Annotated in this window: 24 protein-coding genes; 12 read left to right on the forward strand and 12 right to left on the reverse strand. The window is 64.0% G+C overall.

Annotation, left to right across the window (positions count from 1 at the left end; genetic code table 11):
• Positions 1-6 precede the first annotated feature (6 nt).
• Positions 7-1,497 carry a cryptochrome/photolyase family protein gene (locus HD842_RS19050; RefSeq protein ID WP_183556321.1) on the reverse strand — a complete coding sequence of 497 codons (1,491 nt, stop codon included), beginning with the start codon at positions 1,495-1,497 and terminating at the stop codon, positions 7-9.
• Positions 1,498-1,691: 194 nt separating this feature from the next.
• On the opposite strand from HD842_RS19050, the gene HD842_RS19055 reads away from it, so the two are divergent.
• Genes HD842_RS19055 through HD842_RS19080 form a run of 6 tightly spaced genes read left to right on the forward strand, consistent with a single transcriptional unit; the run spans position 1,692 to position 6,342 of the window.
• Positions 1,692-2,348, forward strand: a complete 657-nt coding sequence (locus HD842_RS19055) for a YqgE/AlgH family protein (protein ID WP_370660855.1) — start codon at positions 1,692-1,694, stop codon at positions 2,346-2,348.
• Between the two features lie 26 nt (positions 2,349-2,374).
• Positions 2,375-2,761: a Holliday junction resolvase RuvX gene (ruvX, locus tag HD842_RS19060; protein WP_183556322.1), complete on the forward strand. Its 387-nt coding sequence runs from the start codon at positions 2,375-2,377 to the stop codon at positions 2,759-2,761.
• A gap of 4 nt (positions 2,762-2,765) precedes the next feature.
• Positions 2,766-3,296 (forward strand): bifunctional pyr operon transcriptional regulator/uracil phosphoribosyltransferase PyrR, encoded by a 531-nt coding sequence (gene pyrR / locus HD842_RS19065; RefSeq protein WP_183556323.1) that lies wholly within the window; start codon positions 2,766-2,768, stop codon positions 3,294-3,296.
• A complete protein-coding gene (locus HD842_RS19070) occupies positions 3,277-4,251 on the forward strand; it encodes an aspartate carbamoyltransferase catalytic subunit (protein ID WP_183556324.1) in 975 nt (324 codons plus the stop codon). Before pyrR ends, HD842_RS19070 begins: the two co-directional genes overlap by 20 nt.
• Positions 4,248-5,543 carry a dihydroorotase gene (locus HD842_RS19075; protein ID WP_183556325.1) on the forward strand — a complete coding sequence of 432 codons (1,296 nt, stop codon included), beginning with the start codon at positions 4,248-4,250 and terminating at the stop codon, positions 5,541-5,543. The genes HD842_RS19070 and HD842_RS19075 overlap by 4 nt, the downstream gene beginning before the upstream one ends.
• Positions 5,544-5,598: 55 nt before the next feature.
• Positions 5,599-6,342, forward strand: a complete 744-nt coding sequence (locus tag HD842_RS19080; protein WP_183556567.1) for a lysophospholipid acyltransferase family protein — start codon at positions 5,599-5,601, stop codon at positions 6,340-6,342.
• 1 nt (position 6,343) lies between these two features.
• Here the strand turns inward: HD842_RS19080 and HD842_RS19085 are convergent, their stop codons facing one another.
• Positions 6,344-7,192, reverse strand: a complete 849-nt coding sequence (locus tag HD842_RS19085) for a symmetrical bis(5'-nucleosyl)-tetraphosphatase (protein ID WP_183556326.1) — start codon at positions 7,190-7,192, stop codon at positions 6,344-6,346.
• A gap of 273 nt (positions 7,193-7,465) precedes the next feature.
• On the opposite strand from HD842_RS19085, the gene HD842_RS19090 reads away from it, so the two are divergent.
• From HD842_RS19090 to HD842_RS19115, 6 genes are all read left to right on the forward strand, one after another.
• On the forward strand, positions 7,466-8,560 hold the full coding sequence (locus HD842_RS19090; protein ID WP_183556327.1) for an MraY family glycosyltransferase: 1,095 nt from the start codon (positions 7,466-7,468) through the stop codon (positions 8,558-8,560).
• Positions 8,561-8,663: 103 nt separating this feature from the next.
• On the forward strand, positions 8,664-8,975 hold the full coding sequence (locus tag HD842_RS19095; RefSeq protein ID WP_183556328.1) for an H-NS histone family protein: 312 nt from the start codon (positions 8,664-8,666) through the stop codon (positions 8,973-8,975).
• Positions 8,976-9,236: 261 nt separating this feature from the next.
• Positions 9,237-10,619: a phosphomannomutase/phosphoglucomutase gene (locus HD842_RS19100; RefSeq protein ID WP_183556329.1), complete on the forward strand. Its 1,383-nt coding sequence runs from the start codon at positions 9,237-9,239 to the stop codon at positions 10,617-10,619.
• A gap of 10 nt (positions 10,620-10,629) precedes the next feature.
• Positions 10,630-11,610 carry a lipopolysaccharide heptosyltransferase I gene (gene waaC / locus HD842_RS19105; RefSeq protein WP_229424832.1) on the forward strand — a complete coding sequence of 327 codons (981 nt, stop codon included), beginning with the start codon at positions 10,630-10,632 and terminating at the stop codon, positions 11,608-11,610.
• Between the two features lies 1 nt (position 11,611).
• Entirely contained in the window at positions 11,612-12,898 is a 1,287-nt protein-coding gene (gene waaA, locus HD842_RS19110) for a lipid IV(A) 3-deoxy-D-manno-octulosonic acid transferase (protein ID WP_183556331.1), read from the forward strand.
• A 95-nt stretch (positions 12,899-12,993) separates the two neighbouring features.
• Positions 12,994-13,503: a YcxB family protein gene (locus HD842_RS19115; RefSeq protein WP_370660856.1), complete on the forward strand. Its 510-nt coding sequence runs from the start codon at positions 12,994-12,996 to the stop codon at positions 13,501-13,503.
• 54 nt (positions 13,504-13,557) lie between these two features.
• On the opposite strand, the gene HD842_RS19120 is transcribed toward HD842_RS19115, so the two are convergent.
• From HD842_RS19120 to miaB, 10 genes are all read right to left on the reverse strand, one after another.
• Complete coding sequence (locus tag HD842_RS19120) at positions 13,558-14,508, reverse strand: M48 family metallopeptidase (protein ID WP_221290720.1); 951 nt, start codon at positions 14,506-14,508, stop codon at positions 13,558-13,560.
• A complete protein-coding gene (locus tag HD842_RS19125) occupies positions 14,505-15,245 on the reverse strand; it encodes a lysophospholipid acyltransferase family protein (protein ID WP_183556333.1) in 741 nt (246 codons plus the stop codon). Before HD842_RS19125 ends, HD842_RS19120 begins: the two co-directional genes overlap by 4 nt.
• 51 nt (positions 15,246-15,296) lie before the next feature.
• Positions 15,297-15,869: a D-glycero-beta-D-manno-heptose 1,7-bisphosphate 7-phosphatase gene (gene gmhB, locus HD842_RS19130; RefSeq protein ID WP_183556334.1), complete on the reverse strand. Its 573-nt coding sequence runs from the start codon at positions 15,867-15,869 to the stop codon at positions 15,297-15,299.
• A gap of 22 nt (positions 15,870-15,891) precedes the next feature.
• On the reverse strand, positions 15,892-17,988 hold the full coding sequence (gene glyS / locus HD842_RS19135) for a glycine--tRNA ligase subunit beta (protein ID WP_183556335.1): 2,097 nt from the start codon (positions 17,986-17,988) through the stop codon (positions 15,892-15,894).
• 17 nt (positions 17,989-18,005) lie between these two features.
• Positions 18,006-18,920 (reverse strand): glycine--tRNA ligase subunit alpha, encoded by a 915-nt coding sequence (gene glyQ / locus HD842_RS19140; RefSeq protein WP_183556336.1) that lies wholly within the window; start codon positions 18,918-18,920, stop codon positions 18,006-18,008.
• Between the two features lie 232 nt (positions 18,921-19,152).
• Positions 19,153-20,721 carry an apolipoprotein N-acyltransferase gene (lnt, locus tag HD842_RS19145; protein ID WP_183556337.1) on the reverse strand — a complete coding sequence of 523 codons (1,569 nt, stop codon included), beginning with the start codon at positions 20,719-20,721 and terminating at the stop codon, positions 19,153-19,155.
• The gene (locus HD842_RS19150) at positions 20,721-21,599 is read right to left on the reverse strand and encodes an HlyC/CorC family transporter (protein WP_183556338.1); all 879 of its coding nucleotides are present in this window, start codon (positions 21,597-21,599) and stop codon (positions 20,721-20,723) included. Before HD842_RS19150 ends, lnt begins: the two co-directional genes overlap by 1 nt.
• Before the next feature lie 123 nt (positions 21,600-21,722).
• Positions 21,723-22,190, reverse strand: coding sequence for an rRNA maturation RNase YbeY (gene ybeY, locus HD842_RS19155; protein WP_183556339.1), 468 nt, complete (start codon positions 22,188-22,190; stop codon positions 21,723-21,725).
• Positions 22,165-23,286 (reverse strand): PhoH family protein, encoded by a 1,122-nt coding sequence (locus HD842_RS19160; protein ID WP_183556340.1) that lies wholly within the window; start codon positions 23,284-23,286, stop codon positions 22,165-22,167. The genes ybeY and HD842_RS19160 overlap by 26 nt, the downstream gene beginning before the upstream one ends.
• Complete coding sequence (miaB, locus tag HD842_RS19165; protein WP_183556341.1) at positions 23,283-24,644, reverse strand: tRNA (N6-isopentenyl adenosine(37)-C2)-methylthiotransferase MiaB; 1,362 nt, start codon at positions 24,642-24,644, stop codon at positions 23,283-23,285. Before miaB ends, HD842_RS19160 begins: the two co-directional genes overlap by 4 nt.
• Between the last annotated feature and the right edge of the window lie 351 nt (positions 24,645-24,995).

The following is a 24,995-nucleotide window of genomic DNA, read 5'->3' on the forward strand; positions in this document are numbered from 1 at the left end:
CGGCGTTCAGTCGTCGTTCGCGTCGTCCTTCTCGTCCTCTGCCTTCGCCACCACTTTCTTCACCACCGCAAAGCGCTCCAGCGTGCGCTGTCGCGCCGCGTCGTGCTCCACGACCGGCGCCGGATAATCCCGTCCCAGCACCACCCCGCGCTCTGCCAGCACATCCGGCTTCACCAGCCACGGCGCGTGAATCTGCTTGCCGTCGAGCTTTGCCAGTTGCGGCAGGTAGCGCCGGATGAACTCCCCGCGTGCGTCAAAGCGCGTCGATTGCGTGACCGGATTGAAGATCCGGAACCACGGCTGCGCATCGCACCCGGTCGACGCCGCCCACTGCCAGCCGCCGTTGTTCGAGGCCAGCTCGTAGTCATTGAGCTGGCGCGCGAAATAGCGCTCGCCGCGGCGCCAGTCGATCCCCAGATCCTTGGTCAAAAAGCTCGCCGTGACCATCCGCAGCCGGTTGTGCATGAAGCCCGTCTGGTTCAGCTGCAGCATCGCCGCATCGACCAGCGGATACCCGGTGCGGCCCTCGCACCAGGCCGCGAACAGTGCGTCGGCTTCGGCCCCGGTTTCCCACTCGACTGCGTCGAACGCCGGCTTGAACGAACGTTCGACCACGTGCGGGTTCTGCGACAGCACCATCGCGTAGAAGTCGCGCCAGATCAGTTCCGACAGCCACACGGACGCACCGGTCCCGCCGGTGCCCGACTGCACCATGTCGCGCGCGCTGCGCACCAGATGGCGGATGGACGTGGTGCCAAAGCGCAGGTGGGCCGACAGCCGTGACGTGCCTTCTTCGGCCGGGAAGTCGCGCGCACGGCCATAGTCGGCCATCTCGGTCACAAACGCCTCGAACATCGCCTCGGCCCCATCCATCCCGGCAGGCAGTGGCGGCTCGCCCGACGTGAAGCCGATGTCTTCCAGGGCCGGCAGGGCGGCCGGCGCACCAGTGGGCGGCGCGAACGCATCCGCATGGGCATCGACCGGGTAGGTGGCCAGCGTCTCGGGATGGGCCGCCAGGCGCTTGAGCCAGGCATTCTTGTACGGCGTAAACACGGAGAACACGCCACCGGCGAGCGTGAGCACTTCCTGTTTCTCGAAGATGACCTGGTCCTTGTAGGTATGGAAGGCGCAGTTGCGCTTGGCCAGTTGTTCGGCCACGGCGAGATCGCGGGCAATGGCCGACGGTTCATGGTCGGTGCCGGCATGCACGGCATCGATCCCGAGTTCTTCCGCTAAAGCAACGACTTCATCGCGCGCGCTGCCGTGGCGCACGATCAGGTAGCCTCCAAGGCGACGCAGTTCGGTGTCGAGCTGGGCCAGGCTGGCATGGATGAAACGCAGACGCCGGTCATCCTTTGGCAACTCATCGAGGATGTCGGTGTCGTACACGAACACGCAATACACCTGCTGCGACGAACGCAGGGCGTGGTGCAGGGGGGCGTGGTCGAACGCGCGCAGATCACGGCGAAACCAGACTAAAGACTTGCTTAAATTCATCATCGTGTGCGAGGTCAAGGCGGATCCAGATTTTACTGCCCATCATCGAAACGTGTGGCGCCCGAGGAATGCTTCCAATGGCCTCAGGGGCAAATGGGTGTAAACTGTCGAAAAGCGTAAGGTTGTTCTGCAGATACTTGGCAGCCGTTCAACAGAAGTAACAACGCGAGAGTGCGCCTTTTGAGAGCAATCGTATGAAAAAAACCAAATTTGGCCAAACTCTTCCCATGCCGGGCATGCCCCGTGAGCAGGATGGCTCCCCCACCATGGCGGGCCCTGCAGCATCCGGTCTGAACCTGGCAAACCACTTCCTGATCGCCATGCCGTCGATCCAGGATCCCGTCTTCGGTGGCACCGTCGTCTATGTCTGCGAGCACAACGACAAGGGCGTGCTCGGCGTGGTCATCAACAAGCCGACCGACATGACGATGGAAACCCTGTTCGACCGTGTCGACCTCAAGCTGGCCGAAGGTTTGCGCGCCACCGTCGTCGACGAGCCGATCATGTTTGGCGGCCCCGTGCAGGACGACCGCGGCTTCGTGCTGCATTCGCCGGGTGGGCGCTATTCGTCGTCGCTGACCGTCACTGACGACGTCTCGTTTACCACCTCGATCGACGTGCTCGAGGCCGTCGCCAACGGCGGTGGCCCGGCGCGCATGCTCGTCTCCATCGGCTATGCCGGCTGGAGCCCGGGCCAGCTCGAAGAAGAAATTTCGCGCAATGGCTGGCTGACGGTGGGCGCCGACGCGCGCGTGCTGTTCGACCTGCCGATCGAAGAGCGCTACCACGCTGCCATCAAGCTGCTGGGTATCGATCCCCTGATGCTCGCCACCGAAGCCGGCCATGCGTAAGGCGCTCCCATACAAGAAACGTGTGCATGGTTGATATCGTTCTGGGCTTCGACTTCGGCATCAAGCGGATCGGCATTGCCATGGGCAACACCCTGACCGGGCAGGCCCAGCCTTTGAAAGTCGTCAGTGCGATCGACAACGCCACCCGCTTCCAGATCATTGGCGAGCTGATCGCCCAATGGCAGCCGGCGCGCCTGATCGTGGGCGAGCCGCGCCATCCCGATGGCGCCGAGCACGACATGACCTTGCGCAGCCGCCGCTTTGCCAACCAGCTGCATGGCCGCTTCAACCTGCCCGTCGAACTGGTCGATGAACGTTATTCGTCGGCCGTGATCGCTTCAAAGCGCGGCGACGTCATCGACGACAAGGCGGCCGCCATTATTTTGCAACAGTATTTTGACGCATCACGCTAACCCTATGCCCACCAACAAACACGCATTCGATGCCGAAGCGCTCTACCGCGAGCTGCTGGCCCAGGTCCGCGCAGGCCTGGACGGCGTCGCCGAACCGGCCATCGTCGGCATCCATTCGGGCGGCGCCTGGCTGGCCGAGCGCCTTGCGCGCGACCTCGACCTGACGCACCGTCTCGGCTCCATCGACGTCTCGTTCTACCGCGACGACTATGCGCGCAAGGGCCTGCACCCGGACGTGAAACCAACCCACATCCGCTTCGCGGTCGACGGCGCCACCGTGGTGCTGGTCGACGACGTGCTGCAGACCGGCCGCACCACGCGCGCGGCGATCAACGTGCTGTTCGACTACGGCCGTCCGGCCTGCATCCGCCTGGCCGCACTGGCCGACCGGGGCGGGCGCGAGCTGCCGGTGGCCGCCGATTTCGTCGGTGCCCACACCGTGCTCGACGCCAACGAGTCGCTGTGCCTGCAGCGCGATGAGACAGGCCAACTTTCGCTTACCATCGAACAAGACAATGCCGATCCTGCACAATAATCCGCAACTGAACAAAAACGGCGAGCTGCAGCACCTGCTCACCATCGAGGGCCTCAAGAAGTCGCACATCGACCACATCCTCGACACCGCATCGAGCTTCGTGGGGATCTCCGACCGCGAAGTCAAGAAGGTCCCGCTCATGCGCGGCAAGAGCGTGTTCAACCTGTTCTTCGAAAATTCGACGCGCACTCGCACCACGTTCGAGATCGCGTCCAAGCGCCTGTCGGCCGACGTCATCAACCTGAACATCCAGGCCTCGTCGACCACCAAGGGCGAGTCGCTGCTCGACACGATCGACAACCTGGCCGCGATGCACGCCGACATGTTCGTGGTGCGCCACGCGCAGTCGGGCGCGCCGTACATGATTGCGCAGCACTTGAACCGGACCCGTTCGGATGTCCACGTCGTCAATGCCGGCGACGGGCGCCACGCGCACCCGACCCAGGGCCTGCTCGACATGTACACGATCCGGCACTACAAGAAAGACTTCACGAACCTGCGCGTGGCGATCGTCGGCGACATCCTGCACAGCCGCGTGGCCCGTTCGGACATCCATGCGCTGACCACGCTGGGCGTGCCCGAAGTGCGCGCCATCGGCCCGCACACGCTGCTGCCGGGCGGCCTGGATCAGATGGGCGTGCGCACCTTCACCAACATCAATGAGGGGCTGAAGGACGTCGACGTGATCATCATGCTGCGCCTGCAGAACGAGCGCATGAGCGGCGCGCTGCTGCCGTCGGCGCAAGAGTACTTCAAGAGCTACGGCCTGACGCCCGAGCGCCTGGCGCTGGCCAAACCCGATGCAATCGTGATGCACCCGGGGCCGATGAACCGCGGTGTCGAGATCGACTCGGCGGTGGCCGATGGCAGCCAGGCGGTGATCCTGCCGCAGGTGACGTTCGGGATCGCGGTACGCATGGCAGTGATGAGCATTTTGGCAGGAACCCACGCATGAAACTCCATATCAAGAACGGGCGCGTGATCGACCCGGCGAACGGCGTCGACGCCGTGCAAGACCTGTTCATCGTCGACGGCAAGATCGCGGCGCTTGGCGTCGCCCCCCAAGGCTTCACGGCTGACCAGAGCATCGATGCGAGCGGCCTCGTGGTCGCCCCGGGCCTGGTCGACCTGTCGGCGCGCCTGCGCGAGCCGGGCTACGAATACAAGGCCACGCTCGAATCCGAGCTGCAGGCGGCGATGCAGGGCGGCGTGACCACGCTGGTCTGCCCGCCCGACACCGACCCGGTGCTCGACGAACCGGGTCTGGTCGAAATGCTCAAGCACCGCGCGCGCATCGTCGACCAGGCCAATGTGCACCCGCTGGGCGCACTGACCGTGGGCCTGAAAGGGCAGGCGCTGACCGAGATGGCCGAACTGACCGAAGCCGGCTGCATCGGCTTTGCGCAGGCCGAGGAACCCATCCTCGACACCAACGTGCTGCTGCGCGCGATGCAGTACGCCAAGACCTTCGACTACACCGTCTGGCTGCGCCCGCAGGACGCGCACATCGGCCGTGGCGGCGTGGCCCATGCCGGTCCGCTGGCCTCGCGCCTCGGCCTGTCCGGCGTGCCCGTGATGTCCGAGACCATCGCGCTGCACACGATCTTCGAGCTGATGCGCTCCACGGGCGCGCGCGTGCACCTGTGCCGGATTTCGTCCGCTGCAGGCCTGGACCTGATTCGCGCTGCAAAGAAAGAAGGCCTGAACCTGACGGTCGACGTGGGCGTACACCATCTGCACCTGACGGACGCCGATATTGGCTTCTTCGATTCCAACGCGCGCCTCACGCCGCCGCTGCGCTCGCAGCGCGACCGCGACGCGATCCGCGCCGCGCTCGTCGATGGCACGGTCGATGCGATCTGCTCCGACCACACGCCAGTGGACGACGACGAAAAGCTGCTGCCATTCGGCGAAGCCTCGCCCGGCGCCACGGGCCTGGAGCTGCTGCTGGCGCTCACGCTCAAGTGGGCGCAGGACCAGCCGCACGGCGCGCAGGATGCACAGGGCGCGCTGGCGCTGGCACTTGGCAAGGTCACCTGCGAGGCGGCGCGCATTGCCGGCCTGCCGGCTGGCACGCTGGGTGTGGGCGCCGCGGCCGATGTCGTGCTGTTCGATCCAGCTGCGCGCTGGCTGGTCGACGGCAAGGCGCTGGCCAGCCAGGGCAAGCACACGCCATTCCTCGGCTACGAGCTGGCTGGGCAGGTGCGCGCGACGGTCGTGCGCGGCCGCGTGGCCTACCAGCGTTGATTCCACCACGGTGCGCGCTTCGCCTGGAGCGCGCGCCTTCACGGCGCCCACCACATTGAATATCCGGCTTGCCTGGCGCCTCGCGCGCGTTACCGTCCATCTGTGCGAAGGACTGGCGACGTGCGCGCTGGTGTTTCCCTTTGCCTCGCCCAGCCAGCGCGCGCGCCTGACGCGTGGCTGGTCCGCGCGCCTGCTGCGCCTGTGCCGCGTGCAGGTCGCGCCGGCGCTGGGCGTGCCCGCGCTCGCGCACGCGCTGGTGGTGGCCAACCACGTGTCGTGGCTCGACATCTTCGTCATCAATGCGTTGAGCCCGTGCCGGTTCGTGGCCAAGGCCGAGATTCGCGAATGGCCCGTGATGGGGCGTCTGGCCGCCGGTGCCGGCACCGTGTTCATCGCGCGCGGCAACCGGCGCGAGTTGCGCCACGTGTTCAAGGGACTGGTGGATGTGCTGCAGAAGGGGGAGCGCGTCGCGCTGTTCCCGGAAGGGACGACCGGCCTGCAAGGCCAGGTGCTGCCGTTTCACGCCAACCTGTTCGAGGCGGCGGTCGACGCTGGCGTGCCGGTGCAGCCGTATGCGCTGGCCTATGTCGGCGCCGACGGCGCGCACCATCCGTCCATCGAGTACATCGGCGAGACGACCTTTGTCGACAGCCTGTTCCGGATTTTGCAGGGACCGCCCGTCACGGCGCGCCTGACCTGTCTGGCGCCCCTGGAAAGCCTTGGTGCGCACCGGCGTGAACTGGCGCAGGCATCGCAGGAGGCGGTGGCGAACGCAGTAGCCACCGCAGTCCCACGCTGATTCAGCGCTGCTTGCCGCCGTGCTCGCGGTATTCGGGACAATCCACCTGCAGCAGCGTGCGGTCATCCAGGCACACGGCCGTTAGCTTGCCGCCCCAGACGCAGCCGCTGTCCAGCCCGACCAGGTTGGGTCGCTGCACCACGCCTAGCGCGGACCAGTGGCCGAACACCACCGTCACGTCCTGCGTGCGGCGCGCCGGCAGGTCGAACCATGGCAGCAGGTCGCTGCCGACCGGGCCGGTGTCGGATTCCTTGTGCTTGAAATCCATCGCGCCGTCTGGCGCGCACAGGCGCATGCGCGTGAGAGCATTGACGATGCAGCGCAGGCGCTCGATGCCCGTCAGATTGTCGTCCCAGCGTTCGGGCTGGTTGCCGTACATCTGGCTCAAAAAGTCGAGCCAGCCGTCGCCCTGCAGCATGCGTTCGACTTCACCGGCCAGCGCCATCGTCTGCGCGGCATCCCATTGCGGGGCCACGCCGGCGTGCACCAGCAAGTGATTGTCGACGAACATCGCCAGCGGCCGCGCGCGCAGCCAGGCGATGAGTTCATCGCGGTCGGGGGCGGCCAGGATTTCGTCGAGGGTGTCGGAGCGGCTCAGGCGCTGGGCGCCGCCGGCCACTGCGATCAGGTGCAGGTCGTGGTTGCCGAGCAGGGCATCGACGCGCCCGCCGCTCGATTCGTTGAGTGCTTTCATGCGCCGCAGCGCCATCAGCGATTCGGGGCCGCGGTTGATGAGGTCACCCACGAACAGGATGCGCGCGTCGTCGCCCGCGACGAGGGCGATGCGGTCAAGCAGCAGCTGCGCTTCATGTGCGCAGCCCTGGAGGTCGCCAATGGCGTAAGTGGTCATATTCTTGTTCTGGCAGAACATTGCCGTCCTGCTGCCTGGCGTTATGAAAAATGGAGCATATGATGCTCTGGCGGATACTAAATGATTTTACGCGTCAGGGAAGTTTTTTGCGTCGCCGCGCAAGCGGGTGAAAACATAAATACGCGCGCCGGCATCCACGTCCAGTCCGGTACAATGAGGCCGGCTTTCCATTGATGAATAGCGTATCGTGGCTGCGCCAATTCGCTTCCTTCGCGGAGCGCTGCACAAGAATCGCTCCGAAAGAAAACAATAATGTTCTCGTTTTTTGTCAGTTTCCTTTCCTGCGCATTGCTCACGCTGCTGGTCATCAAGACCGCGCGAAAACATGGCCTGGGACTCGATGGTGATTTTACCGGCGTACAGAAAAATCATACGCATGCGGTTGCGCGCATCGGCGGTATTCCCATCTTTCTGGCGGTGGTGGTGGCGTCCGGTTTATCCATCTTGCGCCAGCCGCAAATGGCGGCCTGGCTGGCAACCCTGATTGCCTGCGCCACGATTGCCCTGGCCGGCGGTATTGCCGAAGACTATACGGGAAAGGTTTCGCCGAGCCGGCGCCTGTTCCTGACGATGCTTGCGGCAGGCTTTGGGTATTGGCTGCTCGATGCGCGTATTGGCCGCCTCGACTTGCCCTGGATGGTGGTGCCACTCGAATCCATCTGGATCGTGCTGCCATTGACGATGGTTGCCGTGGCTGGCGTGGCCAATGCCATCAATATCATCGACGGTTTCAATGGCCTGGCGGGCGTGATCAGCATTTTCATGCTGCTGTCACTGTCGTACGTCGCCTTGCAGGTGGGGGATATGTTCGTGCTGGTGGCGGCTTTGATCATCGCCGGGGCCACGGCGGGCTTCCTGATCTGGAATTATCCGGTCGGCCTGATTTTCCTGGGCGATGGGGGCGCGTATTTCCTTGGCTTCCTGCTGGGCGAGCTGGCGCTGCTGCTGGTGATGCGCAATCCGGCTGTCTCTACCTGGTATGCGGCGCTATTGCTGATTTACCCTGCGTTTGAAACCATATTCTCTGCATACCGCCGCATGTTTGTGCGCGGCAAATCACCAACACTGCCCGACGGTATTCACTTGCACAGTTTGATTTTTCGGCGCATCGTGCAATGGACCGTGGGGCCGCGCGAGGCCCGCGCACTGATGAAACGCAATGCCCGCACCTCGCCTTATTTATGGCTGATTTCATTGCTGGCTGTGATACCGGCGACGGTGTTCTGGGAAAGCACGGGCGCATTGATGGTGTTCTGTCTGTTGTTCATAATCAGTTACCTCTGGTTGTACGGGCGTATCGTTCGATTCAAGTCGCCACGCTGGCTTTTTTTAAGCAAGAAAGACTGACCGAATATTATTGTTGTAGTATATTGCGACATTTGGTGAGTATTCACCGATCGTCAGCAATTGCTGAATCTGCATTCAATTTTTTAACGAACGAGGAACGATGATGGATCTGTCGAATATGTCGGTAGGCGATTTGCGCAACCTGCAAGAACAAATCAAGCAGGAAATGAAAACGCGTGAAACCCAGGAAGTGCAGAAAGCACGCGAACAAATCCTGGCAATCGCGCAAAGCGTCGGCATGCCGCTGAAAGAACTGATGGCCACCACCGGCCGCGGTTCGAAAGGCGCGACCGTCGCCGTGCGTTACCGTCACCCGCAGGATGGCAACCAGCAGTGGACCGGCCGTGGCCGTCAACCAAAGTGGGTCAAGGAATGGGTTGACGGCGGCAAGTTGATCGACGACCTGCGCGTCTAAGCAGTCTTGGTGCTCCGCCACGCGGAGCATGCGCCGCGCGCTTCTCCAGCGCCGGCGCCGATGGCCTGCTGCCATCGACTCCGGCGCCCATCCGCGGCCCCGGTGATTTCCCGATATTCCCCGTGTTATTCACCCTATTATTCCCCTATTTTTTCGTGCGGCTTACGGCCAGGCTTGCGCACGTGCGCCATTCCCCCGTCCGCCACGCTTGCCGTTACAATAGTGGTTACTTATCAATCCTCCAATATTCCAGGAAACAACATGGTCGCTCTCTCCAAAACGATTTTCAAGGCCTACGATATTCGCGGCATCATCGACAAGACCCTGGACGCCGGCATCGCGCGTCATATCGGTCGTGCCTTCGGCGCCGCCGCGCTGACCAAGGGAGAGAGCCGTGTCGTAATCGGCCGCGATGGCCGCCTGTCCGGCCCTGAACTGGCCGGCGCCTTGAGCGAAGGCTTGCGTGACGCTGGCGTCGACGTGATCGACCTGGGCATGGTCGCCACGCCAATGGTCTATTTCGGCACCAACGTGCTCGACACCCGCTCGGGCATCATGGTCACCGGCAGCCACAACCCGCCTGACTACAACGGCTTCAAGATGGTCCTGGCCGGCGAAGCCATTTACGGCGACGCCATCACCGGTCTGCACGACAGCATCGCCGCGTATGACGGCGCGATCGCAGCGCAGCGCGGCGGCTACAGCACGCACGACATCCGCGCTGCCTACCTCGAGCGCATCATCGGCGACGTCAAGCTGGCGCGCCCGATCAAGATCGCGGTCGACTGCGGCAACGGCGTGGCCGGTGCGTTCGCGGGCGACCTGTATCGCGGCATGGGCGCCGAAGTGGTCGAGCTGTTCTGCGAGGTCGACGGCACGTTCCCGAACCACCATCCTGACCCGGCGCACCCGGAAAACCTGCAAGACCTGATCCGCGCGCTGCAAGAAACCGACGCCGAAATCGGCCTGGCCTTCGACGGCGACGGCGACCGCCTCGGCATCGTCACCAAGGATGGCCAGATCATCTTCCCGGACCGCCAGATGATGCTGTTCGCGGCCGACGTGCTGTCGCGCGTGCCTGGTGGCGAGATCCTGTATGACGTCAAGTGCACGCGCCACCTGGCGCCGTACATCGAGCAGCATGGCGGCAAGCCTCTGATGTGGAAAACGGGCCACTCGCTGGTCAAGGCCAAGCTGAAGGAAACCGGCGCGCCGCTGGGCGGCGAGATGAGCGGCCATATCTTCTTCAAGGAGCGCTGGTACGGCTTCGACGACGGCATGTATGCCGGCGCGCGCATGCTCGAGATCCTGACGAAGCAGCAGGATCCGTCGGCGCTGCTCAACAGCCTGCCAATGGCCAGTAGCACCCCGGAACTGCACCTGCAGCTGCAAGAGGGCGAGAACTTCACGCTGATCGACCACCTGCGCGCCAACGCCACGTTCCCGACGTCCGAAAAAATCAACGACATCGACGGCCTGCGCGTCGAGTACGCCGATGGCTTCGGCTTGGCCCGTTCGTCGAACACGACGCCGGTCGTCGTGCTGCGCTTCGAAGGCGAATCGCCGGAAGCACTGGCGCGCATCCAGGCCGAGTTCAAGACCGTGATCCTGGCCGCCAAGCCAGATGCCGACCTGCCGTTCTGAGGATACGCGCTTGAAGATCCTGCTCGTGCGCGTGTCGTCGCTGGGCGACGTGCTGCATAACCTGCCGATGGTGGCCGACCTGCTGCGTGAGCATCCGGGCGCCACGATCGACTGGGTGGTCGAAGAGGGTTACGTGAGCCTCGTGCGCCTGAATCCCCATGTGCGCAAGATCATCCCGTGGTCGCTGCGCCGCTGGCGCAAGAGCCTGGGCAAGCAAGAAACGCGGGCTGAAATCCGCGCGTTCTTCCGCACGCTGCGCGAAGACGAATACGACTACGTGTTCGACACCCAGGGTCTGCTCAAGACCGGCATCATCATGGGCGCGGCGCGCGTGCGCAAGGGTGGTAAAAAAGTCGGCCTGGCCAACGGCAGTGAAGGCTCGGGCTATGAAGGCATCTCGCGCATCTTCCATACCGACAGCATCCCGTTGAATCCGCGCACCCATGCCGTGGCACGCGGGCGCATGGTCGCGGGCGCTGCGCTCGACTACAGCGTCGACTCGGCCCCCGAGTTTGGGTTGCCGGCGCCAACGCCAGCCACGCGGCCGGCGTTTTTGCCGCACGACGACTACGCGGTCTTTTTCCATGGCACGGCGCGCGCGGCCAAGAAGTGGGCGGATGCCAACTGGATCGCACTGGGCGCGGCGCTCGCACCGATGCCGGTGCTGCTGCCATGGGGCTCGCAGGCCGAACACGAGGATGCCCAGGCGCTGGCGGCAGCGATTCCCAATGCCCGCGTGCTGCCAAAACTGTCGATGATGGATGCTGTTCTGCTGGCGCAGCATGCGCGCCTTGCAGTGGGCGTCGACACGGGCCTGACCCATATCGCCGCCGCCTTCGTGCGGCCGACGATCGAAATCTACTGCGATTCGCCGAAGTGGAAGACCGAGGGCAACTGGTCCGATTGCATCGTCAACCTGGGCGACCTGGGCGCGCCGCCGTCAAGCGCCGACGTCATCGCAGCAGCACGGCGCCTGCTGGCGCCGGCATGACATGAACCGCACGCTGTACTCAAGCCTCTGGTGGCTGGCCATGCCGGCGGTGCTGGGCCGGCTATGGTGGCGCGGGCGCAAGGAGCCGGGCTATCGCGCGCACTGGGACGAGCGCCTGTCCCTTGGCGGCCCCACTGCCGGCGAGCGGCCCACGATCATGGTGCATGCGGTGTCGGTGGGCGAGACGCGCGCCAGCGAGCCGCTGGTCGATGCGCTGCTGCTGGCGTATCCCGAGTGCCGCATCCTGCTGACCCACATGACGCCGACCGGCCGCGCCACTGGGCGCGACCTGTTTGCGCGCCACGGCGAGCGCGTCGTGCAGGCCTACCTGCCATACGACACGGGATGGATGACGACCCGCTTCCTGCGCCGTTATCGCCCGCGCGCTTGCATCCTGATGGAGACCGAGGTCTGGCCCAACCTGATCCACGCCTGCACGCGGCAAAACGTGCCAATCGTGCTGGCCAATGCGCGCCTGTCCGAACGCTCGCTCAAGCGGGGCCGCAAGGCCGGCGCCGTGATGCTCGAGGCCGCGCGCTCGTTCACGATGGTGGCGGCGCAGACCGACGCCGATGCGGCGCGCATTGTGTCGCTGGGCGCGCCAAACGTCGTCGTCACCGGCAGCGTCAAGTTCGACATCGTGCCGCCGCCGAGCGCGCTGGAGAAGGGCGCCTGGCTGCGCACGCGCATCGATGGCGCGGGGCGCCGCCCGGTGTTTTTGTGCGCGAGCACGCGCGAAGGCGAAGAAGCGCTGATCCTGGAAGCGTGGCGGCAGAACCGCGACAAGCCGCAGAACGCACTGCTGCTGCTGGTGCCGCGCCATCCGCAGCGCTTTGATGACGTGGCGAAGCTGGTCGAGGCAGGCGGTTTGACGCTTGCGCGCCGCTCGCAGCTCGATGCTGACAACACCGCCGGCATCGACGCCGACGTGCTGTTGGGTGACTCAATGGGCGAGATGTTCGCCTATTACGCCGCCTGCGACTGCGCCTATATCGGCGGCAGCCTGCTGCCGCTGGGCGGCCAGAACCTGATCGAAGCCTGCGCACTGGGCAAGCCGGTGCTGGTGGGCGAACACACGTTCAACTTTCTGGACGCGACGATCGATGCGGTCGATGGCGGCGCTGCCTTGCGCGTGCCCGACGCCGACGCGCTCGTCAGGGAAGCCGCGCGGCTGCTGCACGACGATGCGGCGCGCGGGGCGATGGGCGCCAGGGCGCTGGCGTTTGCCGGTCGCCACCGCGGGGCAACCCTGCGCACTGTTGAACTCGTGCAACGGCTTATTGGGTAGGTTTTGTTACCATTCCCATCTGCACGCTACAAAACTAAAGGGGATGCGCCATGTTGTCATTGAATCGCGCGACACCGGGCAGTGATGGAGAGCCAGTGTCTCTTCGGGTCCAGGAAGGGGTAGTCGACACGCTGGGAACGATCCTGGGCTCAGGCCCGGCCGACCACGCGCCGGCAAAGCAGCAAACGGCAAGCGTGCTGCCGCTCGATGCATTGCATTTTTTCGTCCGCTATTCGCTGAGCGAATACGTCAGCTTCATGTGGCAGCACGGGGGCTTCCTGATCCGTCGCCGGCGCGTGCGCTGGCCTGCCAGCTTTCTGCTGCGCCTGCGCAGCACGCTGAGCGCGGGGCTGAACTTCGTGCTGCTCGGGCGCGGGCGCCGCACCTATGAATTCACCATCGACGCGCACGGCATCGTGCGCACCAGTGGTGGCGTCACGCTGATCGAATGGGCCGACGTGGCCGCCGTGCGTACCTACTCGCGCGGCTTCATGATGGTGCTCAAGCGGGGCACGTTGCCGATCCCGTTTCGTTGCCTGTCGCAGCAACAGACTGCCACCATGCGCGATCTGGCGGCCGCGCGCCATGCATTGAGTCTGCACTGATCACGATACTGCGCCGGCGCTGACCGGCGTGAACCAGGCAGGCCAGCGGTCTGTCTACTCGTCAAACAATACCGGCATCTGGTGCGACTGCTTGCGCAGCGCCAGGCGCGCACCATCGTAATCCGGATACACCTCGGCCACCGTCGCCCAGAACGCCGGGCTGTGGTTCATCTCGCGCAGGTGCGCCAGTTCGTGCGCGACCACGTAATCGATCAGCGCCAGCGGATAGTGGATCAGGCGCCAGTTCAGGCGAATGCTCCCGCCCACCGTGCACGAACCCCAGCGTGAGCCGGCCGACGACAGCGTGCAGGTTTTGTAGCGCACGTTCAGGCGCGGCGCGTAGTGGTCCAGGCGCTCGGTGAACACCCGCTTGGCCTCTGCCTGGAACCACAGCTTGACCCGTTCCTTGAGCTGCCATTCGGCCAGCCCTGGCACCACGCCGATTGCCAGTTCGCGCGTGGCTTCATCAAACCGGCAATGGCTGCGCGTGGCCGGCTCAAGGCGCAGTGTGATTTCGCCGCCCATGAACGGCAGCAGGGCGCCATCGACCCACACGACCGGCGCGCGTTGCTGGCGCAGTTCGCGCCGCTCGCCCCGTTCGAGCAGCTTGGTGATGATCCAGCGGCTTTTGGCGCGCAGCGCATTCTCGATGTCGTCCTGCGTCACGCGGCGCGGCGCGGTCACGCGCAGGCCGTCGTCGTCGATCATGAAGCCGATCGAGCGGCGCGACGAACGGCGCAGCGCGTAGTCGACGTAGTGCTGGCCGAGCGCGATGCGTTTGAGGGGAGGGTCTTGCGGGCCGACGGGCGGCGAAGGAAGCCTGGTGCGGGGCGGCGCCGGCGGCGCCTTGAACAATGGCTGGGACGGCGGCGCCGGCCTGTCGGAAGGCTTGAGCGCCGCAAAGAATTCTTGTGCAAACAGCTCGAGCTGGTCGCCGTCGATCTTCGACGACGCCGCCGTTTGCTGCGGACGCGAATTCCTGATCTGGGTGCTAACGTCGCTCAACCACCTTTGTAGGCGTGGGGCGAAATGACGCGCATTTCCGATTCTATCCAATTTTCTACCTCTTGCATCAGGCTGTCAGGGGTATGGCCTTGCGGCGATATCGGTTTGCCGACCGATACCGTGATCGTTCCGGGCCGTTTGATGAACGAATTCTTGGGCCAGCACTCGCCCGAATTATGCGCGATCGGCACCACCACTGCCTGGGTCTCGACCGCCAGGCGCGCGCCGCCGCTCTTGTACTTGCCCTTGCGGCCCACCGGGATGCGGGTACCTTCGGGGAACATGATAATCCACTGGCCGTCTAGCAGGCGGCGTTTACCGTGGCGCACCACGTGCGAGAACGCGTTCTTGCCCTGCTTGCGGTCGATCGGGATCATGCGCAGCAAACCCATGGCCCAGCCGAAGAACGGGATGTACAGGATTTCCTTCTTGAAGACGTAGACCAGGGGACGGGTCAGGTTCGGCAGCAGAAAGATCGTCTCCCACGCCGACTGGTGCTTCGAGAGCACGATGGCCGGTGCGTCGGGCAGGTTGTCGTAGCCCTTGAATTCGTAGCGGATGCCGCAGATGACGCGCGCGCACCAGATGATGAAGACGTTCCAGCGCGAGGTGAACCAGAAGCGCTGATTGTAGGGCAGGGGGGCTGCCAGGAAGCACAGTGAAGCCCAGATGATGGTCGCCACCATCATGACGACCGTGAACAGCAGGGAACGCAGAAACAGACTGAAATTACGCAAAGGGGCTCCGGACAAAACGATCTGGTTATTCTTATCGTGGTGTTGTATTGATTATGACGCCTGGGCAGCGCCAGCACCAGTGGCGCCGGCGGGCTTGAGCAGGGCGCTGACCATCGCGGCCAGGTCCGGGTAGACCTTCGTGCCGGGCGGCAGGCCGCCCGTCATCTGCGTGCGCTCACCCTTGCCGGTAAGGACCAGATAGGGCGTGCAGCCGCGGTTGAAGCCCGCCTGCAGGTCGCGCAGCGAGTCGCCCACCGTGGGTACGCCTTTCAGGTTGATCTTGAAGCGCTTGCCGATTTCTTCGAACATGCCCGACTTGGGCTTGCGGCAGTCGCAGGCATCGAGCGCCGCGTGCGGGCAAAAGAAGATGGCGTCGATGTCGGCGCCTACCAGCTGCGCCGCTGCATGCATCTTGGCGTGGATGGCATTGAGCGTGGCGATGTCAAACAGGCCGCGCGCGATGCCCGACTGGTTCGTCGCCAGCACCACCCGATAGCCCGCCTGGTTCAGGCGGGCGATGGCCTCGAGCGAGCCGGGGATCGGGATCCACTCGGCCGGCGACTTGATGAAGTCGGGCGAGTCGTGGTTGATCACGCCGTCCCGGTCGAGAATGATGAGTTTCATCGGGGGTGCCTGCATGCGGTGCTTACGTCGCCAGCTTCGAGATGTCGGCCACGCGGTTCATCATGCCGTGCAACGACGCCAGCAACGCCAGGCGGTTGTTGCGCAGCGCAATGTCGTCGGCCATGACCATCACGTCGTTGAAGAACGCGTCGACCGGCTCGCGCAGCTCTGCCAGCGTCTTGAGCGTGCCGGCAAAGTCGCCTGCGGCAAACGCCGCATCGACGGCTGGCTGCACCCGCGTGACGGCAGCGGCCAGGTCTTTCTCGGCCTGGTCCTGCAGCAGGGCCGGATCGACCGCGCCGGCTTGCGCCAGTGCTTCCTCGTTCTTCTTGAGGATGTTGGTGATGCGCTTGTTGGCGGCGGCGAGCGAGGCGGCTTCGGGCAGCGCAGCAAACGCCTGCACGGCTTCCAGACGCTGCACGACGTCGTCGACGCGGTCGGGGTTCTGGGCCAGTACGGCTTCGACTTCGTTCGGCGAGAAGCCGCGGTCGCGCAGCAGGCCGCGCAGGCGGTCGAGCATGAAGGCCGTGACCTCCGTACTCGGGTCCTTGAACGCCGGCTGGTCGGCAAACGTCGTGACCGCATCGCGCAGCATGTCGGACAGTTCGAGCGGCAGGCGCTTTTCAACCAGCATGCGCATGATGCCCAGCGCGTGGCGGCGCAGCGCGAACGGGTCTTTTTCGCCCGTTGGCTGCAGGCCGATGGCCCAGATGCCCACCAGCGTTTCGAGCTTGTCGGCCAGTGCGACGGCCAGGCCGGTATCGGTGGTCGGCAAGGTGTCGCCGGCAAAGCGCGGCTGGTAGTGCTCGGACGCCGCGCGCGCCACTTCATCGTGCTCGCCATCGTGGCGCGCGTAGTACGTGCCCATGATGCCTTGCAGTTCCGGGAACTCGCCGACCATGTCGGTCAAGAGGTCGGCCTTCGACAGGCGCGCGCCGCGTTCGGCGAGCGACGCGTCAAAACCCAGGCGCGTGGCGATGTACATGGCCAGCTTGGTCACGCGCTCGCTGCGTTCGGCCTGCGAGCCCAGTTTGTTGTGGTACACGACGTTGCTGAGTGCCGGCAGGCGCGACTCGAGCGTTTTCTTCTTGTCCTGCTCGAAGAAGAACTTGGCATCCGACAGGCGCGGGCGCACGACGCGCTCGTTGCCGCCGACGATCGCGGACGCGTCGTCCGTCGCGATGTTCGACACGATCAGAAAGCGCGAGCGCAGCTTGCCGTCGGCATCGGTCAGCGCGAAGTATTTCTGGTTCGTCTGCATCGTCAGGATCAGGCATTCCTGCGGCACGGCCAAAAATTCTTCTTCGAAGCGGCATTCGTACACGACCGGCCATTCGACCAGGGCCGCGACTTCATCGAGCAGCGACTCGGGCATCAGGACCTGGTCGGCGCCTGCCTGTTCCAGCAACTGGGCGCGGATGCTGTCCTTGCGCGCCTGCGGCGACGTGATGACCTTGCCCTCGGTTTCCAGCGTGTTCGCGTACTGATCGGCGTGCGCAATCGTGATGGCGCCGCCATGCGACAGGAAGCGGTGGCCGGCGGTCTCGCGGCCGGCCGTCAGGCCGAGCAGCGTCAGTGGCAGCACCTGCTCGCCGTGCAGCGCGAGCAGCCGGTGCACCGGGCGCACGAACTGCACGGTGTCGCCGTTCGGACGCTGGTAGCTCATGAGCTTCGGGATCGGCAGCTTGCCCACTGCATCCTGCAGCACGTCCTGCAGCGCGCCGGTGAGCGCACTGCCGGCGGCGGTGTAGGTATAGAAGAAGCTTTCGGTCTTGCCATCCGGGGCGCGTTCGAGCTGGTCGATCGTCAGGTCGGGAAAGCCCAGTGCCGCCAGCTTCTTGGCCAGCGGCGCACTTGGATTGCCTTCCTTGTCCAGGGCTACCGTCACCGGCAGCACTTTTTCGCGGATCGCTTTGTCAGGTGACGTATCGCGCACGTTCGTGATCGAGACGGCCAGGCGGCGTGGCGTGGCGTACGTCGTGACGACGCTGTCGGCTTCGAGGAAGTCGCGCGCTTTGAGGCCATTCGCGATGCCGGCGGAAAAAGCAGCGCCCAGCTTGACGAGCGCCTTCGGCGGCAGTTCTTCGGTCTGCAGTTCGACGAGGAGTGTTTGGTTCATGGTCTGTTCTGTTCTTATCAAGCAGCGGTGACGTCAGCTTTTGGTACCATCGGGAAGCCCAGCTTTTCGCGCGAGTCGTAATAGGCTTGCGCCACCAGGCGCGACAGCGTGCGCACGCGGCCGATGTAGGCGGCGCGCTCGGTCACGGAAATGGCGCCGCGCGCGTCCAGCAGGTTGAAGCTGTGCGAGGCCTTCATGATCTGCTCGTAGGCCGGCAGCGTCAGCGCCAGTTCGACCAGGCGCTTGGCTTCCGATTCGTGGTTGGCGAACGCCTGGAACAGCATCTCGGTGTTGGAGTGTTCGAAGTTGTAGGTCGACTGCTCGACCTCGTTCTGGTGGAACACGTCGCCATAGCTCAGGCTCTTGGTCTTGCCGTCTTCCTGCCACTCGGTCCAGACCAGGTCGTACACGTTCTCGACGCCCTGCAGGTACATGGCCAGGCGCTCGATGCCGTACGTGATCTCGCCCAGCACCGGCTTGCAATCGAGCCCGCCCACTTGCTGGAAGTAGGTGAACTGCGTGACTTCCATCCCGTTGAGCCAGACTTCCCAGCCCAGGCCCCAGGCGCCCAGCGTCGGGCTTTCCCAGTCATCCTCGACGAAGCGCACATCGTTCTTCTTCAGGTCCAGGCCCAGTGCCTCGAGCGAACCGAGATACAGGTCGAGGATATTCTCGGGCGCGGGTTTGAGCGCAACCTGGAACTGGTAATAGTGCTGGAGGCGGTTCGGGTTCTCGCCGTAACGGCCATCCTTCGGGCGGCGCGATGGCTGCACATAGGCGGCGCGCCATGGCTCCGGGCCGATCGCGCGCAGGAAGGTACCGGTGTGGAAGGTGCCGGCGCCGACTTCCATGTCGTAGGGCTGGAGCAGTGCGCAACCCTGTTTGTCCCAGTAGGACTGCAGGGTGAGGATGATTTGCTGGAATGTGAGCATGTCGAGTGGAACGCGGCCCGTGGACCGTGAACGCGGTATGTTTGCCAAATGGCCAATTCTACTGAATTTCTTCCCACCTCTGGGAGCTGTTTTGCGTAGGGTGGACGGCTACGCCGTCCACGCGGTGATCGATAACGTCAACAAGACGCATAGGTTGACGAAGCCGCTTTCGATTTCGTCTACCTCGGATCAACCGGTAACCATCACCGCGTGGATGGCAGAGCCATCCACGCTACGCTTTCTTGCGCAGATAACGCCGCCCGGCAAACCAGGCGCCAAGCAGCATGCATGCCCCCAGCAGCAGGAACGATGCGCTCCCCAGACGAATGAACGGCGTCATGCCGGTCGCGCCGCGCACGGTGGCAGCGAGCATGCCGTCCGTGTAGAAGGGCAGCGCGTGCGTCAGATTGCCGCGGCGGTCGATGATGGCGGTGGCGCCGTCGTTGGTCGCGCGCAGCATCGGGCGGCCCGTTTCCAGCGTGCGCATGCGCGAAATCTGCAGGTGCTGCGGGATCGCCACCGACTGGCCGTACCACGACAGGTTCGACACGTTCAGCAGCAGCGTCGCCGGTTGCGGCGCATTGCGCAGCTGGTAGGCGATTTCTTCGCCGAACACGTCTTCGTAGCAGATATTCGGCAGCACCAGCTGGTCCTTGACCGCGAACGGTGCCTGCAGCGCGGCACCACGGGTGGCGTCATTCAGCGGAATGTCGAGCATGTCCGTCACCCAGCGGAAACCCGGCGGGATGAATTCGCCGAACGGCACCAGGTGCGCCTTGTCGTAGCGGTACACGGTGGCCTGGGGCTGCGGCGTCAGCGTGACCAGGCTGTTGCCGTACTTGCCCGGGCCGTCCAGCAGCGGCATGCCGATGGCCAGCGTGCTGCCGCTGGTGGTGGCGTAGCGCTGCAGACCGGCCAGGTAACCGTCGGGCAGGTGTTGCGGGAAGGTCGGGATCGCTGTTTCGGGCGTGGCGATCAGGTCGGCCGGCGCCGCCGTGATCAGGCCCTGGTAGCGCGTGAGGATACTGTTCAGGAATTCAGCGTCGAACTTGCGGTCTTGCGCGATGTTGCCTTGCAACAGGCGCACGCTGATCGGCTGACCGACATCCTGCGTCCATTCGACCGTGCGCAGGCCCGCGCCGCCCAGCAGCAAGGCAGCCATCAAACCCATGGCCGGCCAGCGCGCGCGCTGGGTCAGCATGGCGAAACAACCGGCGATGATGCCCACGACGATGCCCATGCCGTACACGCCGATCAGCGGCGCGTAACCAGCCAGTGGCGCGAGATCATGCGCGTAGCCGGACGAGGCCCATGGAAAACCGGTGAATACCCAGCCGCGCAGCCATTCCGAGACGCCCCAGGTTACGGGCAGCACCAGCAGCAGGAACGCGGCCACCGGCAGCGACCAGCGGCGGCGCAGCCAGGTGGCCACACCGGCCGTGAAGGCGCCCCACAAGCCCATGTACAGGCACAGCAGCGTCAAGCCCACCGCCGCCAGCACGGCCGGCAAGTGGGCGAAATCGGTCATGAAGACGTACAGCCAGTGCACGCCGGCCAGCGTCCAGCCAAAGCCGAAAGCCCAGCCGATCAGTGTGGCGCGCTTGACGGACGGGCTCATGCCGACCTGATAGAACAGCCAGGCGAGGGACAGGAATTGCAGCGGCCACCAGCCAACAGGCTGGAATGACAGCAGGGACGAGGCGCCGGCGAGTGCGGCGCCCAGCAGCAGCAGGGCCGAGGGCTTGTTTGCGCGCAGCGCCGGGACCGGCGCTGCGGCTGATTGGGTACGGCGACGCAGCATCAGTCGTGTTCGTCGTCCGCCAATGGCAGTTTTTCGACCAGCAGAACGTGAATCTGACGCGCGTCGGCGCGCAGCACTTCGAAGCGCACACCGTGCAGATCGACCACTTCACCCTTGTGGGGCATGTGGCCGAGGTGGCTGGCGACCAGGCCGCCGACGGTGTCGACGTCGTCGTCCGGCAGGTTGGTGCCGACTTCGTCGTTGAACTGTTCGATCTCGGTGAGCGCCTTGACGCGCCAGCGCGGGCCAAGCTGGCCTTCGCGGATCGAGATCACATTGTCTTCTTCTTCGTCGAAATCGTATTCGTCCTCGATGTCGCCGACGATCTGCTCGAGCACGTCTTCAATCGTGATCAGGCCGGCCACGCCGGAATACTCGTCGACGACGATCGCCATGTGATTGTGGTTGGCGCGGAAGTCGCGCAGCAACACGTTCAGGCGTTTCGATTCCGGAATGAACACGGCCGGGCGCAGTTTGGTGCGCACGTCGAATGATTCTTCGGCGTAATAGCGCAGCAAATCCTTGGCCAGCAGGATGCCCACGACCTTGTCGCGTTCACCTTCGATGGCCGGGAAGCGGGAGTGGGCGGTCTCGAGCACGTAGGGCATCCACTCTTCGATGGGCTTCGTGATATCGATCACGTCCATCTGGGAACGGGGCACCATGATGTCGCGCGCAGACAGGTCGGACACCTGGAACACGCCTTCGATCATCGACAGGGCGTCGGCATCGAGAAGGTTGCGTTCGTGGGCGTCGTGCAGCACTTCAAGCAGCTCTGCGCGGTTTTCAGGCTCGGGGGAGATGAATGCGGTCAACCTTTCCAGCAGGGACCGATGGGGTTTGGCGTCCGGACGGACGTCACTGGGATACTCGGGCATAGTTGGCGAGAAGCCGTTGTTGCGATGGGCGTAGGATACACCAAAAGGCACATTGCCTGTTTTTGATGCAGGCGTGCGGCCTGAGCAGCGGGCACGCCGCCGCTCAGGTCAAGGTGACTTTACTCAGTCCGCGTAGGGATCGGGGAACCCCAGCACTTCCATGATGTCGCGCTCGAACTGTTCCATTTCTTCGGCATCGTCGTCGTTGTCGTGGTCCCAGCCTTGCGCATGCAGCACGCCGTGCACGACCAGGTGCGCCGTGTGTTCCTCGACGGTTTTCTTCTGCTCGTCGGCTTCGCGCTGCAGTACGTCGGTGCACAGGACGATGTCGGCCTTGACCGGATCGTCCTCGGCCAGGTCTTCATCTTCGTTGTAGGCGAAGGTGAGGACGTTGGTCGCGTAGTCCTTACCCCGATACGCCAGGTTCAGCGCCTGGCCTTCGGCCGCATCGACAAACCGGATCGTCAGTTCGGCCGGGCCGAGCAGGGCAGACTCGACCCAGGTACGCAGGGTGGCCTCGGGCAGCAGGCTTTCCAGGCGCGGGTCGGCGAACTGCACCTCGAGTTCAAGCGGATGTTTTTTTTCTTGCATTTTTCACCGGGATCGGTTTGGGGAGATCGGCCAGTTCCTGCACCGAATTGTCGGATTCGTAGGCATCGATGATGCGCCCGACCAGCGGGTGGCGCACCACGTCCACGCTCGAGAACTGGGAAAACGCGATGCCGCGCACATCCCTGAGCACGTGCATGGCGTCGACCAGGCCGCTGCGCTGGTTCTTGTGCAGGTCGACCTGGGTGACGTCGCCCGTGATCACGGCCTTGCTGCCAAAGCCGATACGGGTCAGGAACATCTTCATCTGCTCGACGGTCGTGTTCTGCGCTTCATCGAGGATGACGAACGCGTGGTTCAGCGTGCGGCCACGCATATAGGCCAGCGGGGCAATCTCGATGATCTGCTTTTCGAACAGCTTTTGCGTGCGGTCGAAACCGAGCAGGTCGTACAGCGCGTCGTACAGCGGACGCAGGTACGGGTCGACCTTTTGCGCCAGGTCTCCCGGCAGGAAGCCCAGGCGCTCGCCGGCCTCGACTGCAGGGCGGGTCAGGATGATGCGCTTGACGGCGTCGCGTTCGAGCGCGTCCACCGCGCACGCCACGGCCAGGTAGGTCTTGCCGGTACCGGCCGGGCCCACACCGAAGGCGATGTCGTGGTTCAGCACATCGTTGAGGTACTGGATCTGGTGCGGCGTGCGCCCGCGCAGATCGCTGCGGCGGGTTCTCAGGGCCGGGCTGTCGGTGTCGTTGGGTGCAACGTCGTCCTGCGCGTCGGCCTGCGCCACGTCGGGCACGGCCTTGACCGCCTTGACGCCCTTGATGGCGCGCGGCTCGCCGCCGGGCGCCTCGAGGCTGCGCGGCTTGATGCCGGCGCGCTGCTCGACCAGGGCCAGCTGCACTTCTTCGATCGGCACGACCTTGTTGGCGACCGCGTAGAAGCGTTCGAGCAATTCGACGGCGCGCTCGGCGTTGTCGCCGGTGACGATGAATTTCTCGCCACGGCGAAATACGGTCACGTCGAGCGCGGCCGAGATCTGGCGCAGGTTTTCATCGAGTGGACCGCACAGGTGGGCAAGCCGCGTGTTGTCGAGCGGCTCAGGAATGAAGTACGAGGGCTGGGTTGGCTGTGTTTTCAACTGGCGATGGCAATCGTATCAAGGTTGGCGACGAGTTCGCCGCGCAAATAATAATCGTGGCTGGCGCTGATGCGCACGTCGACCAGCTGGCCGATGAGCTGGACATTGGTCGCATCCACGGGGAACAGGACGACGCGGTTGTTCTCGGCGCGCCCCTGGAGCTGGGTTACATCTTTTTTGGCATACCCTTCGACCAGCACGCGCTGCACGGTGCCGACCATGGCGGCGCTGTGCTTGCGGGTGTTGGCGTCGATCAGAGCTTGCAGGCGCTGCAGGCGCGCCAGCTTGACCTCGTGCGGCGTGTCGTCGTCGAGGTTCGCGGCCGGCGTGCCGGGGCGCTTGCTGAAGATGAAGCTGAAGCTGTTATCGAAATTGACGTCGGCCACCAGTTTCATCATGGCCTCGAAGTCGGCCTCGGTCTCGCCGGGAAAGCCCACGATGAAGTCGGACGAGAACGTGATATCGGGACGCACCGCGCGGATGCGGCGGATGATCGATTTGTATTCGAGGCCCGTGTAGCCGCGCTTCATGGCCGACAGGATGCGGTCCGAGCCATGCTGCACGGGCAGGTACAGGTGGTTCACCAGTTGCGGGATCTTGGCGTAGGCGTCGATCAGGCGCTGGCTGAATTCTTTCGGGTGGCTGGTCACGAAGCGTAGGCGCTCGACGCCGGGGATTTCGGCGATGTATTCCAGCAGCAGCGCGAAGTCGGCGATCTCGCCGTTTTCCATCGCGCCCCGGAACGCATTCACGTTCTGGCCCAACAACATGATTTCCTTGACGCCTTGCGCGGCCAGACCCGCGACCTCGGTCAGCACGTCCTCGAAGCGGCGCGAGACTTCTTCGCCACGCGTGTACGGCACGACGCAGTAGCTGCAGTACTTGCTGCAACCTTCCATGATCGACACATACGCCACGGGGCCGTCGACCTTGGCGGGTGGCAGGTGGTCGAACTTTTCGATTTCGGGGAAGGCGATGTCGACCTGGGCCACGCCGGATGCGCGCCGGTCGCTGATCAGCTTGGGCAGGCGGTGCAGCGTTTGAGGGCCGAACACGACATCGACGAACGGCGCGCGCTTGATGATGGCCTGGCCTTCTTGCGAAGCAACGCAGCCGCCCACGCCAATGACGAGGTCCGGCTTGTTGCGCTTGAGTTCACGCAGGCGGCCAAGATCGGAGAACACTTTCTCTTGCGCTTTTTCGCGGATCGAGCACGTGTTGAGCAGGATGACGTCTGCGTCTTCCGGCTTGTCGGTGCGTACCAACCCATCCGAGGCGCCAAGGACATCGACCATCTTGTCCGAGTCGTACTCGTTCATCTGGCAACCGAAGGTTTTGATAAAGACTTTTTTCTGCATGGAGAGGGTAGTTGGGGACGAATTGCTGTGCCGACAAGGCAGGAGAACCAGTTTACCGTAATTCGGTATTGACCCGATAAAAACACGGGCAGGAACGAAGAAATCATTCCTGTTGGAATTGTTAATTTCTTTACTTTAAGTAATTATCGTTTTATTTACAATGTTAAATGTCCGCTAGCGAACATACTTTATTTTCGCTGCGATATGGCACCGCACGCATCAAGTATTTCTCTATGTAAATCAAAGAGTTCCGTGATCATTCTGATTGGAAAAATTTATCAGGGAAATCTCTTGCGTGCGCCACAATGTGGCCCCATGTGCTGAAATGCAAACGTGACAAGCTTTCCATAC

Origin of the sequence: Massilia aurea (genome assembly GCF_014200505.1) — a bacterium.
Lineage (GTDB): Bacteria > Pseudomonadota > Gammaproteobacteria > Burkholderiales > Burkholderiaceae_D > Telluria > Telluria aurea_B.